The organism is Streptomyces sp. GL_141, assembly GCF_057834385.1.
In genome coordinates this window covers 1118802-1136378 of the sequence record NZ_CM174402.1, presented here as the reverse complement: position 1 = coordinate 1136378, position 17577 = coordinate 1118802, and the positions used below count along the sequence as shown (strand labels likewise).

15 protein-coding genes are annotated in these 17577 nt (G+C 72.2%); 9 read left to right on the top strand and 6 right to left on the bottom strand.

The features are described from left to right. Positions 1-21 precede the first annotated feature (21 nt). Positions 22-1680: a bifunctional aspartate transaminase/aspartate 4-decarboxylase gene (locus tag AC3IX6_RS04950; protein ID WP_489369028.1), complete on the top strand. Its 1659-nt coding sequence runs from the start codon at positions 22-24 to the stop codon at positions 1678-1680. Positions 1681-1773: 93 nt separating this feature from the next. Here AC3IX6_RS04950 and sph read toward each other — a convergent pair whose 3' ends face one another. Both sph and AC3IX6_RS04940 read right to left on the bottom strand, forming a co-directional pair. Next, positions 1774-2760, bottom strand: a complete 987-nt coding sequence (sph, locus tag AC3IX6_RS04945) for a sphingomyelin phosphodiesterase (RefSeq protein ID WP_489369027.1) — start codon at positions 2758-2760, stop codon at positions 1774-1776. A 130-nt stretch (positions 2761-2890) separates the two neighbouring features. Then, positions 2891-3124, bottom strand: coding sequence for a hypothetical protein (locus AC3IX6_RS04940; RefSeq protein ID WP_489369026.1), 234 nt, complete (start codon positions 3122-3124; stop codon positions 2891-2893). A gap of 94 nt (positions 3125-3218) precedes the next feature. Here AC3IX6_RS04940 and AC3IX6_RS04935 point away from each other — a divergent pair, with 94 nt between their 5' ends. Continuing rightward, complete coding sequence (locus AC3IX6_RS04935) at positions 3219-4079, top strand: oxygenase MpaB family protein (RefSeq protein ID WP_489369025.1); 861 nt, start codon at positions 3219-3221, stop codon at positions 4077-4079. 66 nt (positions 4080-4145) lie between these two features. Here AC3IX6_RS04935 and AC3IX6_RS04930 read toward each other — a convergent pair whose 3' ends face one another. Further along, on the bottom strand, positions 4146-5675 hold the full coding sequence (locus AC3IX6_RS04930) for a M1 family metallopeptidase (RefSeq protein WP_489369024.1): 1530 nt from the start codon (positions 5673-5675) through the stop codon (positions 4146-4148). Between the two features lie 292 nt (positions 5676-5967). Here AC3IX6_RS04930 and AC3IX6_RS04925 point away from each other — a divergent pair, with 292 nt between their 5' ends. The 6 genes from AC3IX6_RS04925 to AC3IX6_RS04900 all read left to right on the top strand — a co-directional run bounded on the left by AC3IX6_RS04925 (position 5968) and on the right by AC3IX6_RS04900 (position 12917). Next, complete coding sequence (locus tag AC3IX6_RS04925) at positions 5968-6543, top strand: cysteine hydrolase family protein (RefSeq protein ID WP_489369023.1); 576 nt, start codon at positions 5968-5970, stop codon at positions 6541-6543. 87 nt (positions 6544-6630) lie between these two features. Further along, entirely contained in the window at positions 6631-7494 is an 864-nt protein-coding gene (locus tag AC3IX6_RS04920) for an SCO6745 family protein (RefSeq protein WP_489369022.1), read from the top strand. 137 nt (positions 7495-7631) lie between these two features. Continuing rightward, the gene (locus AC3IX6_RS04915; protein ID WP_489369021.1) at positions 7632-10133 is read left to right on the top strand and encodes a Tex family protein; all 2502 of its coding nucleotides are present in this window, start codon (positions 7632-7634) and stop codon (positions 10131-10133) included. 241 nt (positions 10134-10374) lie between these two features. Beyond that, positions 10375-10920, top strand: a complete 546-nt coding sequence (locus AC3IX6_RS04910; RefSeq protein WP_489369020.1) for a hypothetical protein — start codon at positions 10375-10377, stop codon at positions 10918-10920. Beyond that, complete coding sequence (locus AC3IX6_RS04905) at positions 10910-12091, top strand: MAB_1171c family putative transporter (RefSeq protein ID WP_489369019.1); 1182 nt, start codon at positions 10910-10912, stop codon at positions 12089-12091. Before AC3IX6_RS04910 ends, AC3IX6_RS04905 begins: the two co-directional genes overlap by 11 nt. Before the next feature lie 37 nt (positions 12092-12128). Next, complete coding sequence (locus tag AC3IX6_RS04900) at positions 12129-12917, top strand: SDR family NAD(P)-dependent oxidoreductase (RefSeq protein WP_489369018.1); 789 nt, start codon at positions 12129-12131, stop codon at positions 12915-12917. Positions 12918-12993: 76 nt separating this feature from the next. On the opposite strand, the gene AC3IX6_RS04895 is transcribed toward AC3IX6_RS04900, so the two are convergent. The 3 genes from AC3IX6_RS04895 to AC3IX6_RS04885 all read right to left on the bottom strand — a co-directional run bounded on the left by AC3IX6_RS04895 (position 12994) and on the right by AC3IX6_RS04885 (position 16434). After that, positions 12994-13236 carry a hypothetical protein gene (locus AC3IX6_RS04895; RefSeq protein ID WP_489369017.1) on the bottom strand — a complete coding sequence of 81 codons (243 nt, stop codon included), beginning with the start codon at positions 13234-13236 and terminating at the stop codon, positions 12994-12996. Between the two features lie 245 nt (positions 13237-13481). Continuing rightward, a complete protein-coding gene (locus tag AC3IX6_RS04890; RefSeq protein WP_489369016.1) occupies positions 13482-15119 on the bottom strand; it encodes an ABC-F family ATP-binding cassette domain-containing protein in 1638 nt (545 codons plus the stop codon). 73 nt (positions 15120-15192) lie between these two features. Then, positions 15193-16434 (bottom strand): SLC13 family permease, encoded by a 1242-nt coding sequence (locus AC3IX6_RS04885; RefSeq protein WP_489371336.1) that lies wholly within the window; start codon positions 16432-16434, stop codon positions 15193-15195. A 155-nt stretch (positions 16435-16589) separates the two neighbouring features. On the opposite strand from AC3IX6_RS04885, the gene AC3IX6_RS04880 reads away from it, so the two are divergent. Next, on the top strand, positions 16590-17570 hold the full coding sequence (locus AC3IX6_RS04880) for a GlxA family transcriptional regulator (protein WP_489369015.1): 981 nt from the start codon (positions 16590-16592) through the stop codon (positions 17568-17570). The last annotated feature ends 7 nt before the right edge of the window (positions 17571-17577 follow it).

Here is a 17577-nt window from a genome sequence, read left to right as displayed (position 1 = left end):
CTCGAACCAAAGGAAGTCACCGTGCCGAAGACCACCTTCAGCCGCGAGGAGATCCAGTCCTTCGCGCAGCTCAGCCCGTTCGAGCTGAAGGACAAGTTCATCCAGCTCGCCACGGCCGCCCAGGCCGACAAGCCGGGCCAGAAGGACACCACCGCCCGCGCCATGCTCAACGCGGGCCGCGGCAACCCGAACTGGATCGCCACCGGGCCGCGCGAGGCCTTCTACGCACTGGGCTACTTCGCACTGGAGGAGTCCCGCCGGGTGTGGACCGCCGACAACCTCGGCGGGATGCCGGAGAAGAAGGGCATCGGGGAGCGGTTCGACTCCTGGGCCCGGCGCCACCCGGACCTGCCGGGCGTGGAGATGCTGTCCGCCTGCGTCCAGTACGCCCTGAAGCGCTGGCCGTTCGACAAGGACGCCTTCGTGCACGAGCTGACCGACTCCATCACGGGCGACAACTACCCGGTCCCGGACCGGATGCTGACCCACGCGGAGCACATCGTGCGCGGCTACGTCGCCGACGAGATGTTCGGCAAGAAGCCGCCGGCGGGCAACAACCTGTCGCTGTTCGCGACCGAGGGCGGCACCGCCGCCATGTGCTACATCTTCGACTCGCTGATGAAGAACGGGATCCTGAAGAAGGGCGACAAGATCGCCCTGATGACCCCGGTGTTCACCCCTTACATCGAGATCCCCGAGCTCGACACCTTCGAGTTCGAGGTGGTCAACGTCTCCGCGAGCCTCTTCGCCGAGACCGGCGTGCGCCAGTGGCGCTACCCGGAGGAGGAGGTCGCCAAGCTGGCCGACCCCTCCGTGAAGCTCGTCTGCCTGGTCAACCCGTCCAACCCGCCCTCGCTCGCGCTGAGCGACCGCGTGGCGAACCAGATCAAGGACATCGTCGCCACCAGCAACCCGAACCTGCTGATCGTGACGGACGACGTGTACGGCACCTTCGTGCCCGGCTTCCGCTCGATCGCCGCCGACCTGCCCCGCAACACCCTGCTCGTGTACTCGTACTCGAAGCACTACGGCTGCACCGGCTGGCGCCTCGGCGTCATCGGCCTGCACGACGACAACGTCATCGACGAGATGGTCGCGGGCTTCCCCCAGGACCAGAAGGACCGGCTGGCCAAGCGGTACGGCACCCTCAGCCTGGAGCCGGAGAAGATCCGCTTCATCGACCGGCTCGTCGCGGACTCCCGGTCGGTGGCCCTCAACCACACGGCCGGCCTCTCGCTGCCGCAGCAGACGATGATGGTGCTCTTCTCGCTCTTCGACATGCTGGACGAGGGCCAGGCGTACAAGGAGCGCATCCGGCAGATCGTCCACCGCAGGCTCGACCTGCTGCTGGAGGGTGCCCAGATGAAGATCTCCGAGGACGACAAGCGGGCCGGGTACTACATCGAGCTCGACCTGCTCGCCGAGGCGGAACGGGTCCACGGCAAGGACTTCGCGGACTTCCTGGAGAAGAACTACGAGCCCGTCGACCCGCTGTTCCGGCTCGCCGAGCAGACCTCGGTGGTCCTCCTCAACGGCGGCGGCTTCGACGGCCCCCAGTGGTCGGTGCGCGTCTCGCTGGCCAACCTCGACGACCTGGACTACCTGAAGATCGGCCACCACCTGCGGGCGATCTTCAACGACTACGCGAGCGAGTGGGAGCGGGCGAAGGCCAACGGCTGACGGCCGCGGCCCGGGAACGACGAGAACGGGGAAGGGGGGCGCCCGCCGGATCGCGGCGGGCGCCCCCCTTCGCCGTGGCGGATCAGCGGCGGGTCAGCGGCCGATCAGCGGGTAGTGGTCGGAGAGGTTGGTGTAGGTGTAGGAGGTGCCCCAGCTGGAGACCGTCCAGGGCGCCGACTGCTCCAGGACCACGTTGTTCTCCCAGTTCGCCGGGCGGGCGTTGCCCTTGCGGTAGAGCACGTAGTCCAGGTCCTCGCGCGGGTCGGTCGGGTAGCGGTACTTCGCTATCGAGTTCAGCGCGGTGTCGAAGGAGTACGTGTGCCCCGTGCGGGTGTCGGAGTCCACCAGGTCGGCGTTGGCCAGCATGGTGGCGAGCTCCGGGGTGCGCGAGTCGACGTTCAGGTCGCCCGCCACGATGACCTGCTCGCTCGCCGGGATGTTCTTGCCGTCCAGGAACGCGTCGATGTTCCGGAACTGGCGGGCGCGCATCTCCGCCGCCTCGCCCGCGCCGCAGCCGGGGTCGGTGGACTGGGCGTGCGTGCCGACCACGTGCACCTTGGTGCCGTTCACGTTCAGCACGACGTAGGCGAAGCCCTTGTTGGACCACCAGTCGGCGCCGCAGGCGTCCTTGTAGACCACCTGCTCCTTGCGCACGATCGGCCACTTGCTGAGGATCGTGACGCCGCCGTCCTCCGGGGTGGTGGAGGAGTAGGCGCCGCCCGTGGCGTCCCAGCCGCTCTTGCTGCGGCCCACGACGGGGGTCTGGTACGGGTACTGCGCGGCCGAGTTGGCCTTCAGCGCGTCGGAGGCGGCGTTGTCGAAGGCCTCCTGGAGCACGACCACGTCGTGCCCCTGGTACCAGGAGGTCTTGGGGATCTCCGCGGCCCGGTGGTCCTGGCCCCAGTTGGGGTACAGGCTCTTGCTCATCAGGAACGCGTTGTACGACAGGACGCTGAGCCGCGGCGTGGCGCTCTCCGCGGCGGTGGCGGCCGGAGCCGTGGTCGCCACGAGCGATCCGACGGCGACGGCGGCGACGGCCGCGGCGGCGGCACGGACCCTGCGGGGCTGGATCTGGGGCATGGAGGTCTCCCTCGTTCCTGTGGGGGAAGATCGGCTCCGCCATCCAAGCAGCCAGGGTTACTTCGCGGTAACACCTGTGACACGGGTTTCTGGACGCAGTGCTACTTCTTCGGTGTTTCCGCGGCCGGCCTCAGCCGGCCCGCCGGTCGTCGTCCGGCGCGGAGTCGTGCGCGGAGGTCCAGGTGAAGCCGCCGATACCGTCCGGCTCGGAGGCGTTCTCCCCGTGACGGCGCAGCCGCAGGAGGAAGTACGGCACCCCGAACAGTGCGACGAGCACCGCGAGGACCAGGGCCAGCGTCACGGCCGCACCGGCGAGCATCCAGGGGGCCAGGTCCTGCAGCAAGGCCCAGGGGGACAGGTTCATGGCCGCAGCATGCACTGTCCACAGGCTTCGGCGGAAGCCGCCGGACCCCCTGCATACTGGGAGAACGGCTGGTCGACACCCTGGGGGCACACGAATGGACACGAAGCGGAACGACCCCGAGCCCCCGCCGCCCGGAGGCGTGCTCTGGACCATCGCCGGAGACGTCCGCGCGCTGCTCATGCTGCCCGCCGCCTTCACCATGCAGGTCGCCCACCCCGCCATCGGCGCCGGGGTCGACGAGCACTCCGTCTTCCGCACCGACCCCTGGGGCCGCGGCGAGCGCTCCCTGCGCTCCGTCCAGCTCTGGGTGTACGGCGGAGCCGACGCCGCGGCCGAAGGGCGCCGGGTGCGCCGCCTGCACAAGGAGATCCAGGGCACCGACACCCGGGGGCGCCCCTACCACTCCCTCGACCCGGCCTGCTACGCCTGGGTGCACGCCACCGGCTTCCCGGTCTACCTCTACGCCGGGCGCTACCTGCTGCGCCGCTTCACCCCGGCCCAGGAACGCCAGCTCTACCGCGAGTGGCTCCAGGTCGGCCGCATCCTCGGTCTGCACGACCGGGACATGCCGCAGAGCATCGAGGAGTACTGGCCGTACTACCACCGGATGCTGGCCGAGGAGATCGAGCCCACCAAGGTCGCCCGCGAACTCCTCGCCACCGACGCGCCCCTGCCCCGCCCCGCCGGAGGCCCGCTGCCGGTCCGGCTCCTGCTGCGCCTGACCTGGCCCGTCCTGCGGGCCGCCTTCCTGCGCTTCCGGGCCTTCGTCACCGCCGGCTACATGCCGCCCGAGGCACGCGCCGCCATCGGCCTGGAATGGAGCCCGGCCCAGGAGCGCCGCCTGCGCCGTTTCAGCACGGCCCTGCGGCTGCTGGTACCCCTGCTGCCGGAGCGCCTGCGCTACCTCCCGATCGCCCGCGCCGCCCGCGCGCGGCAACGCGCCGCCGCCTCCTGAGGGGCGGCGGCGCGCGGAGCCGCGTACGGCCGGGGACCGGTCGGTCGTGGGCCGGTCGGCCGTGGATCAGTGGCCCTCGTGGACCGTGTTGGTCTCGGCGATCTTCTTCCAGGACTTCGGCTCGGCCGCCGGCTTCGCGGCCGGGGACCGCAGGGTGCCGGTGCCCGGAGCCGCCGCCGGCAGCGTCCTCGTCGTGTTCAGCGCCGAGGCGGCCGGCTTGCCCGGGGTGTACAGCCAGGTCTCGAAGAGCTGCGCGAGCGGCTGGTTCGAGACCTTCTCCGCGTAGCGGACGAAGTCCCCGACCTTGGCGTTGCCGTAGGCCCGCTCGGTCGGCCACCCCTTCAGGATCCGGAAGAACTTCTCGTCGCCGATCTGGTTGCGCAGCGCCTGGAGGGCGATCGCCCCGCGGTCGTAGACGGCACCGTGGAACTGGTTCTCCGGACCCGGGTCACCCGGCTTGACCTGCCAGAACGGGTCCTCGGCCGCCCGCAGCCCGTACGCCCAGTCGGCGAGCTCCTGCGCGGTGCCCTCGCCCTCCTTCTCCGACCACAGCCACTGGCTGTAGCGGGCGAAGCCCTCGTTGACCCAGATGTCCTTCCAGCCGTCGACGGACACGCTGTCCCCGTACCACTGGTGGGCGATCTCGTGCACGACCACGGACACGTTCGCGCCGTTCGCGAACTGCCGGGGGCTGTAGAACGGCCGGGTCTGCGTCTCCAGCGCGAACCCGCTGGGCACGTTCGGCACGTACCCGCCGAGCGCGTTGAAGGGGTACGGCCCGAAGACCCCCTCCAGCCACTCGGCGACCTCGCCCGTCCGCTCCACGCTGGCGCGCGCCGCGCCCGCGTTGTCGCCGAGGTCCTGGCTGTAGGCGTTCAGGATCGGCAGCCCGCTCGCCGTCTTGTCCGTGGTGATGTCGAACTTGCCGATGGCCAGGGTGGCGAGGTACGTGGCCTGCGGCTTGTTCGAGCGCCAGTTGTACCGGGTCCAGCCCAGGCGCGAACTCTGCGACTGGAGGACGCCGTTGCTGATGGCCTGGGTGCCGTCGGGCACGTTCACCGACACGTCGAAGGTGGCCTTGTCGAGCGGGTGGTCGTTGCTCGGGAACCACCAGACGGCCGAATCGGGTTCCTGTGCGGCGACGCCGCCGTCCGGGGTGCGCTGCCAGGCCGACCAACCGTCGACCTTGAACTCCGAGGGCTTGCCCGCGTACTTGACGACCACGCTCGACTGCCGGCCCCGCTGGAGCGGGGAGGCCGGGGTGACCTCCAGCTCCGAGACGCCCGACTTGGCGAACTTCGCCTTGACCCCGTTGACCCGGATCTCGCTGACGTCCAGACCGAAGTCGAGGTTGAAGCGGGACAGGTCCTGCTTGGCGGTGGTGAGCAGGGTGGCGGTGCCCTCCAGCAGGTCGGTCTTCGGCTGGTACTGGAGGCGAAGGTCGTAATGGGACACCTCGTACCCGCCGTTGCCGCTGGCCGGGTAGTAGGGATCGCCGATACCCGGTGCGCCCGGAACGGAACTCGCCGCCGACGCCGGGATCACCAGCAGAAGGGAGGCTGCGAGCACGCTCGGGGCGATGACTTTGCGGTGCACCTTGAACTCCAAGTGGTAGGGGAGTGGCTTCCGTTCGACCGTATTCACGCGCGGGACCCCACGTCATGTCCATGGCCCCTCCTGTCACACGATCGCCACGCGTCTGAAAAACGCCCGTGCGGAACACGTCCGTCCGGGCGGCGGCGAGACCCCGCGCACCGCCCCCGGCCTGCGCGGATCGATGTCCGGATCTGCGGTTCAGCCGTCATTGCCCGGACGTGCGCGGCCTCCTAGCGTTGCCGTTGTGGCCCCGCGACGGCCGCCACCCCACCCTCGTGAGAACGGCACCCTTATGGCTACCACCACGCTGCGTCAGCTCAACGGCTTCGACGAGACCCCCGCGACCTTCGAGAACGCGGTCCTGGTCCTGGTCGACTACCAGAACACCTACACCGGCGGCGTCATGGAACTCGACGGCTGGGAGCCCGCGCTGGCCTCCGCCTCCCGGCTCCTCACCCGGGCCCGCGAGGCCGGCACCCCCGTCGTCCACATCCGTGACGGCGGCTACGGCATCGACACCGAGCAGGGCGGCCTCCACGCGTCCGTGGCCCCCCGGGCGGGCGAGGCCGTCGTCACCAAGTCCGTCCCGAACGGCTTCCACCGGACCGACCTCCACGAGATCATCGAAGCCACCGGCCGGAAGAACCTGATCATCGCCGGGTTCATGACCAACATGTGCACCCTGTTCACCACCGAGGGCGCCTTCCTGCACGGCTACGCTCCCACGGTCGTCGCCGACGCCTCGGCGACGCGCGCGCTGGAAAGCCCGGCGGGCGCCCTGACGGCGCAGCAGATCCACCAGGCGGCCCTCGCCACGGTCACCGAGCTCTACGGCGTGGTCGTCGCCACCGGAGCCGAACTGAAGTAGCGCCGCACCGCCCCCTCTCCGGCAGAGCCCTGCAGGAGAGGGGGCACCGCACTTCTCTCCATACCAAGCAGTCGTTAGCCTGCCCGCATGACTCTTCCGGCGCACGCCGCACGCAGCTGCTGGCACGGGGCGATCAACCCGCTCCACTCCACGGTCTACTTCTCGCCCGACCTCGGCAAGGAGTTCGCCGCCCTCGGGATCACCGACCGCAACGCCGTCAACCTCTCCTCCCGCTCCGCGGCCATGGGCGCGGTCGGCGCGGGCACGGTGACGGCCACCTTCTACAACTACCGCCACGACCTCGTCGCCCGGCACCTGCCCGCCGTCTGGGACACCGCCACCCCCGCGCAGGTCCTCGCCGCCCGGCTGCGGGCCGTGGACACCACGCTGCGCCGGCTCCTCGGCGACGAGACCATCGCGTCCCCCGAGATCGCCGAGGCCGCCGGGCTGGCGATGCGCGCGTCCGAAGCCTGCACCCGGCACGCCCGTACGCTCTACTCGGCCCACGCGGACCTGCCCGTACCCGAGGAACCGCACCTCAAGCTGTGGCACGCCACCACCCTGCTGCGCGAGCACCGCGGCGACGGACACCTGGTCGCCCTGCTCACCGTCGGTCTGGACCCGGTCGAGGCCCTGGTCAGCCACACGGCCAGCGGCCACGGCATGACGCCGAAGTACCTCAAGTACATCCGCGGCTGGGAGCAGTCCGACCTGGACGCGGCCGCGGACCGGCTGCGCGAGCGCGGACTGCTCGACTCCGACGGTGAGCTCACGCCCGAGGGCGCGGCGTTGCGCGAAGCGCTGGAGACGGAGACCGACCGCCTGGACGAGGCTCCGTACGAGCACCTCGGCGCGGCCGGAGTCGCCCGGCTCGCGGAGATCGGCGGTGGTCTCACCGTGCAGGCCTTCGTCGCCGGAGCCTTCCCCGGGGACCTCATGGGCAAGGCCTGAGACCGGACCGGGCCCGGCTCCCGACGTCCGCCGCCGCCACCTGCCACAATTGGCAGCCTTCCGACGCAGCACGCTGCACGCAGTACGCAGCACGGACCAGCAGCACGAACACGTACGAAGGCAGGCGGGACCGCACAGTGACGATGTCCATCGAAGGCAGGATCGCCGAGGAGCTCGGCGTACGGGAGCGGCAGGTCAAGTCCGCCGTCGAGCTGCTCGACGGCGGCTCGACCGTGCCGTTCATCGCGCGCTACCGCAAGGAAGCGACCGAGATGCTCGACGACGCCCAGCTGCGCACCCTGGAGGAACGGCTGCGCTACCTGCGCGAGCTGGAGGACCGGCGCGCGGCGATCCTCGACTCCGTCCGGGAGCAGGGCAAGCTCGACGCCGAGCTGGAGGCCCGGATCAACGCGGCCGACACCAAGGCACGGCTGGAGGACATCTACCTCCCCTTCAAGACCAAGCGCCGCACCAAGGCGCAGATCGCCCGCGAGGCCGGCCTCGCGCCGCTCGCCGAAGGGCTGCTGGCCGACCCGTCCGTGGAACCGGCCGTGGCGGCCGCCGCGTTCGTGGACGCCGACAAGGGCGTGGCCGACGCGGCCGCCGCCCTGGAGGGCGCCCGCTCCATCCTCACCGAGAAGTTCGGCGAGGACGCCGACCTCATCGGCGAACTGCGCGAGCGCATGTGGGGCCGCGGCCGGCTCGCCGCGAAGGTCCGCGAGGGCAAGGAGGAGGCGGGCGCCAAGTTCGCCGACTACTTCGACTTCACCGAGCCCTTCACCGCCCTCCCCTCGCACCGCGTGCTCGCCATGCTCCGCGGGGAGAAGGAGGACGTGCTCGACCTCACCCTGGAGCCGGAGGAGCCGAGCGAGACGCCCGGGCCCTCCACATACGAGGGCATGGTCGCGCGGCGCTTCGGCATCAACGATCGCGGCCGCCCCGGCGACAAGTGGCTCGCCGACACCGTCCGCTGGGCCTGGCGTACGAAGATCCAGGTGCACCTCGGCATCGACCTGCGCTCCCGGCTGCGCGCCGCCGCCGAGGACGAGGCGGTACGGGTCTTCGCGTCGAACCTGCGCGACCTGCTGCTCGCCGCACCCGCCGGCACCCGGGCCACGCTCGGGCTGGACCCGGGCTTCCGCACCGGCGTGAAGGTGGCCGTGGTGGACGCCACCGGCAAGGTGGTCGCCACCGAGGTGATCTACCCGCACGTGCCCGCCAACAAGTGGGACGACGCGCTCGCCAAGCTGGCCCGGCTGGCCAAGGAGCACGCGGTCGAGCTCGTCGCCATCGGCAACGGCACCGCCTCCCGGGAGACCGACAAGCTCGCCGCGGACCTCATCACCCGCAACCCCGAGCTGAAGCTCACCAAGGTGATGGTCTCGGAGGCCGGCGCCTCCGTGTACTCGGCGTCGGCCTTCGCCTCGGCCGAACTCCCGGACATGGACGTGTCGTTGCGAGGCGCCGTCTCCATCGCCCGGCGCCTGCAGGACCCGCTCGCCGAACTGGTGAAGATCGACCCGAAGTCGATCGGCGTCGGCCAGTACCAGCACGACCTGTCCGAGGTGAAGCTCTCGCGTTCGCTCGACGCCGTGGTCGAGGACTGTGTGAACGGTGTCGGCGTCGACGTCAACACCGCCTCCGCGCCGCTGCTTTCGCGCGTGTCGGGCATCAGCGGCGGACTCGCCGAGAACATCGTGGCGCACCGCGACGCCAACGGCCCCTTCCGCAACCGCAAGGGGCTCAAGGACGTGGCCCGGCTGGGCCCGAAGGCATACGAGCAGTGCGCGGGCTTCCTGCGGATCCGCGACGGGGACGACCCGCTGGACTCCTCCAGCGTGCACCCCGAGGCCTATCCGGTGGTCCGCACCATGGGCAAGACGGCGGGCAGCGAGGTGGCGGCCCTGATCGGCAACACCGGTGTGCTGCGCTCGCTGCGGCCGGAGCAGTTCGTCACCGAGGCCTTCGGCCTGCCGACGGTCACGGACATCCTGCGCGAGCTGGAGAAGCCGGGCCGGGACCCGCGGCCCGCGTTCAAGACGGCGACCTTCAAGGAGGGCGTCGAGAAGATCGGCGACCTGGCCCCCGGGATGATCCTGGAGGGTGTGGTCACCAATGTGGCCGCCTTCGGCGCCTTCATCGACATCGGCGTCCACCAGGACGGGCTGGCGCACGTTTCGGCGCTGTCGAAGAACTTCGTCAAGGACCCGCGCGACGTGGTGAAGCCGGGCGACATCGTCCGGGTCAAGGTCATGGACGTGGACATCCCGCGCAAGCGGATCTCGCTGACGCTGCGGCTGGAGGACGAGACGGAGCGCGGCGGCGGCGCCGACGGCGGTGCTCCGCGGCAGCGCGAGGAGCGGGGCGAGCGGCGCGGCGGCGGCCGGCCCCCGCAGCAGCGCGTCCCGGGCGGTCAGGGCGGCGGCGAGCGCGGTCAGGGCGGTCAGGGCGGCCAGGGAGGCTCCCGCGACGGCGGCAAGGGCCGCCGCCAAGGCGGTCAGGGCGGCCAGAGCGGTCAGGGCGGCGGCGGCCAGCGTCAGGGCGGCGGCGCTCCGGCCCCCGCCAACAGCGCGATGGCCGACGCCCTGCGCCGCGCGGGGCTCAGCGGCCCCGACGAGCGGGGCGGCCGCAAGCGCTAGCCGTTCGTGGCAGTGCGTGCCGGATTGGCTGAATAGGCACCCGACATGGGGACATACCTTGCCAACTCATCCGGATGATCTGTAGGGATGACGGAACGCCCGTTCGTCTTTCGGCGAGCGGGCTTCCGTTTTTTCCCCTCAGGACCGCACTCCCGAGGTCGCCTTGAAGGCTAAGGACGTCATGCCCCAGCCCACGCACGCCTATCATCGTTGCCCGAGAAAGGGTCCGAAGAGGGAACACATGCGCCACCCTCAACCCAGTCTGCGCAAACGGTGCGAGGCGATTCTCGGCCGTCTTGACCTGAGACACCCCTTCTCGCTCGACGGACTGTGCGAGCGGATAGCCGAGCAACGGGGCCGCCCCATCCGGCTCCACCCGCTGCCCAAGGAGGCGGCGGAGTCCGGTGTGTGCGGCCTGTGGGTCGGCACCGCCGACGTGGACTACGTCTTCTACGAGGCCCAGACCACCCCGCTGCACCGGGAGCACATCGTGCTCCACGAGATCGGCCACATCCTCTTCGGGCACCACTCGCTGGAAGCCCCGGCCGAGGACTCCCCGGGCGCCGGCGGGCCGGACGGATACGTCCCCACCGTGCTCGGGCGCACCAACTACACCACCCGCCAGGAGCGGGAGGCGGAGATGCTCGCCAGCATGATCCGCATCCGCACCGGAACCCGCGGCCCGCACCTCGGCCAGGGCGCCGCGGGCCGTGACACGCTCGCCCGGCTGGAGTCGGCGATGGGCTACGAGCGGCGCGGACGGGGGCCCGTCCACCGTGGCTTCTGATCTGATCGCCTTCGGCGACGCGCTCGCCGTCCCCGGCGTCGTGTGCCTCTGGATCGCCGTCCTGCTCCGCGCGCCCGGCGCCCTGCGCGCCCCGCACCAGCGGGGCCTGTGGCTCGCCGTCGCCACCGCCGCGGCCGCGATGACCCTGAACCTCCCCGACGTCGTCGCCTACGCCATGGGCCGCGACCCGGCCTACGCGCACACCATCGGGCTCGTGCGCAACCTCATCGGCGTCCTCTCGGCCGGCGCCGTCCTCTACTTCGTGGCCGCCGCCACCCGGGGCCGCCGGCTCCAGATCGCCTCCGGCGCCGGTACGGTCCTCTGGCTGACCGTCCTCGTCGTCCTGGACGCGGCCGCGCCCGAGCACGGCACGCACACCATCCCGCCCGTCGGCGACCCGGTGCCCTCCCTCGCGTACTGGCTGGTGCTGATCTCCGCCCACCTGATCGCCAACACCGTCTGCGTATCCGTCTGCTGGCGCTACAGCCGCCGTGCCGAGAGCCGGGGCCTCGCCGCCGGACTGCTGCTGTTCGGCCTCGGCACCGCGCTCGCCGGGGTGTTCTGGTTCGTGTACCTGCTCAAGGCACTGTTCGGCTTCACCTGGGCGATCCCCGCCAACCCGCTGCTGATGAACGTGCACGGACTGCTCCGCGCCGCCGCGATCCTGGTCCCGACGCTGTTCACCTTCCGCCGCACGGCCGCCGACACCGCCACCGCCTGGCGGCTGTGGCCGCTCTGGCGCGACCTGGTACACGCCGTCCCGCACGTCGCCCTCAACGAGCCGCGCGCCGGCCGGGTGCTGGAACTGCTGTGGCCGCCGGTCCCGCGCAACCTGCTCGTCTACCGCAAGGTCATCGAGACCCGCGACGCCATCCTGATCCTGGGGGAGTACGTCGCCCCCGGCGTGCCCGAGCTCGCGCGCAGCCACGTGGCCGGCAGCGGAGTGCCCGAACAGCGGGCCAGCGCGGCCGCGCTGGCCTGCGTACTGAAGGAAGCACGGCAGGCGAAGCTGGCCGGGATCCCGCAACAGCGGTCCGACGAGAACGCCTTGGAGCTGCCCGCGGCCCTCCAGACCTCGGCCGAGGGAGGGGACCTGGAAGGCGAGGCCCGCTTCCTCGTGGACGTGGCCCAGGCCTACGCCTCGCCGGCCACGGCCGGTTTCACCGCGTGACACGCAAGACGCCCGACTGCCAGGAAGCGAACGTCTCTTGACCACCACCGTACTGATCACAGGGGCCAGCGCCGGACTGGGCGCGGCCTTCGCCCGCGGCTTCGCCGCGAAGGGCTGCGACCTCGTCCTCGTCGCCCGCGACAAGGACCGCCTCGAAGAGGTCGCCGCGGACCTCGCCCGGGAGTTCGGCTCCGTCTGCGAGGTGCTCCCCGCCGACCTGCTCGACGCGGGCGCTCTCGCAGCCGTCACCGCGCGGCTCGCCGACCGGGCCCGGCCCGTCGACATCCTGGTCAACAACGCCGGCTTCGGACTCCCCGCGCCGTTCCCGTACAACCCGGTCGAGGACGAGGAGCGGATGCTCGACCTGCTGGTCAAGGTGCCGCTCCGGCTCACCCACGCGGTGCTGCCGGGCCTGCGCGAGCGCCGCCGCGGCGCGGTGCTCAACGTCTCCTCGGTGGCCGGACTGCTGCCGACCGGGACCTACGGCGCCGCGAAGGCCTGGATCACGGCCTTCAGCGAGTCGCTGCGCGTGGACATGGAGCCGTACGGGGTCCGGGTGCTGGCGGTGGTGCCGGGATTCACCCGCACCGAGTTCCAGGAGCGCGCCGGGATGGACGTCACCGCCCTGCGCGACGCGGTGTGGCTGGAGCCGCACGAGGTGGTGGACCAGGCCCTGAAGGACCTGGCCCTGCGCCGCCCGGTGAGCATCACCGGCCGGCACTACCGGGCGTACGCCCTGGCCGTCCGCCACCTCCCGCGGGCCTTCGTGGCCCGGAAGATGGCCCGCACCCGGCGGGCCCCGGCGGACCGGCCGGACGGGAGCTGACGCGGGCGTCGCGGCAGCCCGGTGCGCGGCCCTGTGGCAGGGCCGCGCACGTCTGGGTTGGCGGACGGGTCAGCAGTCAGCAGTCGCCGTGGTTGTAGCCTCCGTAGCCGCCGTAGCCGTAGTCGTCATCGTCGTCCCACCAGCCGCCGTGGTGCCAGCCGTTGTCGTCGTCGTGGTCCCAGCCACCGGCGACGTAACTGACGTGCTGGGCCGGGGTCGCCGCCGAAGCGGTACCCGCCGTGCCGAGCGCGGCCCCGCCGGCCATCAGGAGACCGGCGGTGGAGACCACGAAGAGGCGCTTCGCTCTCGTTGCAAACATGAGAATTTTCCCTTTCCTTCCGCCCTCCTCGAACCTCTGCGAGGCGTGGAGGACGGAACCGCGGGCCGCGTACGCGTGGGCGCGGTCCGGGATCGGATGCAGGGCCGCCGAAGATGCGGAAGCACAGGTCCGCCGACCCTGGCGCCGTGGAACGGCCGGCCATGGGGACGTGCTCCGCGGTTGCGGCTCTCACCCACAAAGGCTAGTCGCGCTCACGCCGCCCGGCATCTTGGGCGGGCTCCGGTCTAGAGCTCGGTGACCTTGCCGTCCGCGACGTGCAGCCGGCGGGTCACCTGGACCGCGTCGAGCATCCTGCGGTCGTGGGTGACCAGCAGCAGGGTGCCCTCGTAGGCCTCGAGCGCAGATTCCAGCTGCTCGATCGCCGGCAGGTCGAGGTGGTTCGTCGGCTCGTCCAGCACCAGCAGGTTCACCCCGCGCCCCTGGAGCAGCGCCAGGGCCGCACGGGTGCGCTCGCCGGGGGAGAGGGTGGCCGCCGGGCGGGTCACGTGCGCCGCCTTCAGGCCGAACTTGGCCAGCAGGGTGCGCACTTCGGCCGGTTCGGTGTCGGGCACGGCGGCGCAGAAGGCCTCGATGAGCGGCTCGTCCCCGAGGAACAGGCCGCGGGCCTGGTCCACTTCGCCGACCAGGACGCCCGAGCCGAGGTTCGCGGAGCCGGAGTCCGGCGCCAGCCGGCCCAGGAGCACGGCGAGCAGCGTCGACTTTCCGGCGCCGTTGGCGCCGGTGATGGCGACCCGGTCCGCCCAGTCGATCTGCAGGCTCGCCGGTCCGAAGGCGAAGTCCCCGCGCCGGACCGCGACTTCGCGCAGGGTGGCGACCACCGAGCCGGAGCGCGGGGCCGCCGCGATCTCCATGCGCAGCTCCCACTCCTTGCGCGGCTCGTCGACCACATCGAGCCGCTCGATCGCGCGCTGCGTCTGGCGGGCCTTCGAGGCCTGCTTCTCGCTCGCGTCGGCGGCGGCCTTCCTGGCGGACTTGTCGTTGTCGGTGGCCTTGCGCTTGGAGTTCTTGACGCCCTTGTCGCTCCAGCCGCGCTGCATCGCGGCCCGGTCCTCCAGCGCGGAGCGCTTGTCGGAGTACTCGTCGTACTGCTCGCGGGCGTGGTTGCGGGCCCGCTCGCGCTCCTCCAGGTAGGCGTCGTAGCCGCCGCCGTAGAGGTTGATCTGCTGCTGGGCCAGGTCGAGTTCGAGGACCTTGGTGACGGTGCGCGTGAGGAACTCGCGGTCGTGGCTGATCACGACCGTGCCGGCGCGCAGCCCCTTCACGAACTGCTCCAGGCGCTCCAGACCGTCGAGGTCGAGGTCGTTGGTGGGCTCGTCGAGCAGGAAGACGTCGTAGCGGGACAGCAGCAGCGAGGCCAGTCCGGCGCGGGCCGCCTGGCCGCCGGACAGCGCGGTCATCGGCAGGTCGAGACCGACCGACAGCCCGAGGTCGTCGGCGACCTGCAGGGCCCGCTCGTCGAGGTCGGCCCCGCCGAGGTTCAGCCACCGGTCGAGGGCGTCCGCGTACGCGTCGTCCGAGCCCGGGGTGCCGTCCACGAGGCCCTGCGTCGCCGCGTCGAGCTCGGCCTGCGCCGCGGCCACACCGGTACGGCGGGCCAGGAACTCGCGGATCGACTCGCCGGGGCGCCGCTCGGGCTCCTGCGGCAGGTGGCCGACGGCCGCGCTGGGCGGGGAGAGGCGCAGCTCACCGGTCTCGGGGGCGTCCATCCCGGCGAGCATCCGCAGCAGGGTGGACTTCCCGGCGCCGTTGACGCCGACGAGGCCGATGACGTCGCCGGGTGCGACGACGAGGTCGAGATCGGCGAAGAGCGTGCGCTCACCGTGCGCGGCGGTGAGCTTCTTGGCGACGAGGGTTGCAGTCATGATGCCCCGATCCTATCCGCGCCCCGCGCGTCCGGATCCCGGGGCCGGGACGTGGCCGCGGCCCGCCGGCGGGTCACGTGCCGAGGAGCCGAAGGCCCGCCCACAGGGCCGTCACCGCGGCGGCGAGGGCCGGCACGGTGGTCAGCAGGCCGAGCCGGGTGAAGGCCCCGAGGGTGACGCCGTCGTACCCGTCCGCGTGCAGGATCCGCCGCCACAGCAGCGTGGCCAGGGAGCCCGCGTAGGTCAGGTTCGGCCCGATGTTCACCCCGATCAGCACCGCCAGCACCGGCCCCGCGCCGCCCGCCGAGGCCACCGGGAGCAGGGCCAGTACCGCGGGCAGGTTGTTGATCAGGTTGGCCAGTACGGCGGCCACCGCCGCCACTCCGAGCAGCGCCGGCAGCGAATCCCCGGCCGGGGCCACCCACTCCAGCGCGTCCCCGAGCCCGTGGTCCACGACCGCCCGCACCACCACCCCCAGTGCCAGCACGAACAGGCAGAAGGCCGGTGCCGTGGAGCCCAGGATCGCCGCCGGGGTGGTCTCCCGGCGCCGCAGCGCCCGTACGGCCAGGGCGAGCGTGCCCGCCAGCGCCGCCCAGGCGGGGCTCGCCCCCGCGAAGGAGGCGAGCGCGAAGCCGGCCAGGGTCAGCGCGAGCACCCCGGCCGCGAACCGGGGCAGCGGCGCCCGCTCCCCGGCCTGCGGTACGTGCTCCGGGGGCGCCGCCAGGTCGCTGCGGAAGAAGCGCCGGAACACCGCGTACTCCACGCCGATCGCCGCCAGCCAGGGCAGGGTCATGAGCGCGGCGAACCGGGTGAAGGAGAGCCCGCTGGCGGCGAAGGCGAGCAGATTGGTGAGGTTGGAGACCGGCAGGAGGAGCGAGGCGGAGTTCGCCAGGTGCGCGGTCGCGTAGACGTGCGGGCGCGGCCGGGCCCCCAGCCGGGAGGCGGTCGCGAGCACCACCGGGGTCAGCAGCACCACGGTCGCGTCCAGGCTCAGCGCGGCGGTGACCACCGAGGCGACGGCGAACACTCCGCCGAGCAGCGCCACCGGCCCCCGCCCGGCCGCCCGCCGGGCCACCGCGGCGCCGGCGGCCTTGAACAGCCCCTCGTCGGCGCACAGCCGGGCCAGCGCCAGGATCACCGCGAGGAACCCGACCACCGGCAGCAGCTCACGGGTCTGCGCCCACGCGTCGGCCGGCGGTACGACGCCCAGGACGACGAGCAGCCCGGCGGCGGGCACGGCGGCCGCGGCCTCCGGCAGCCCGCGCGGGCGCAGGACGGCGAAGGCCAGCACCCCGAGCAGGAGGGCGGCGGACAGGCACGCGGCGGCGACGGGGTACAGGACGGGCTCCGGAGCGAGGGGGAGAAGGGGGGGCGGCGGGGACAGGACAGGATCGCATCGGCACCCGTATGGCCGGATAGGTGGGGTCCACGTCATTGCGGCCCTCGCGCGGGGTGCCACATGATGGAGTCATGTCGTCGCGAAACGTGCTCGTCGTCCTCTACGACGGCGTGCAGAGCCTGGATGTCACGGGGCCGATGGAGGTGTTCTCCGGCGCCGACCACCACCCCGGACCGGCGCGGTACGCGCTCCGCACCGTCTCACCGGGCGGCGCCCCGGTCCGCACGAGCAGCGGACTGCGGCTGGTCCCGGACGGGGAGCTGGAGAGCGAGCGCCCGGGCGCCGGCACCACCCTGCTGGTGCCGGGAGGCCGGTACACGGGGGACTTCGCGCCGGGGATCACGCACTGGCTCCGCGCGTACGGCCGCTCCGCGGAGCGGCTGGTGTCGGTGTGCACCGGCGGCCTGCTGCTGGCCGAGGCCGGGCTGCTGGACGGACGGCGCGCGACGACCCACTGGTACGCGTGCGAGCGGATGGCCCGGGACTACCCGGCCGTCACCGTGGAACCCGACCCGATCTACGTCCGCGACGGGCCGGTGTCCACCTCGGCCGGGGTCACGGCGGGCATCGACCTGGCCCTGGCCCTGGTGGAGGAGGACCACGGGCGGGAACTGGCGCTGTCCATCGCGCGGCACCTGGTCGTCTTCCTGCGCCGGCCCGGCAACCAGGCGCAGTTCAGCGCGCAGCTCGCGGCGCAGACGGCGCAGCGGGAACCGCTGCGGGAGGTGCAGCACTGGATCACGGAGCACCCGGGGGAGGACCTGAGCGTGGAAGCCCTCGCCGCGCGGGCCGCGCTGTCGCCCCGGCACTTCGCGCGGTCCTTCCAGGCGGAGACGGGGGTGACGCCGGGGCGGTACGTGGAGCGGGTCCGGGTCGAGCACGCGCGGCGGCTGCTGGAGGAGGGCGGCGAGGGCGTCGCCCAGATCTCCCGGGCCTGCGGATACGGCAATCCGGAAGCGCTGCGCCGCGCCTTCGTGAAGACCCTGGGCCAGCCCCCGGCCGAATACCGCCGCCGCTTCGGCACCCCACCGCAGCCGGGCCCTGACGCCTGACCCCTGC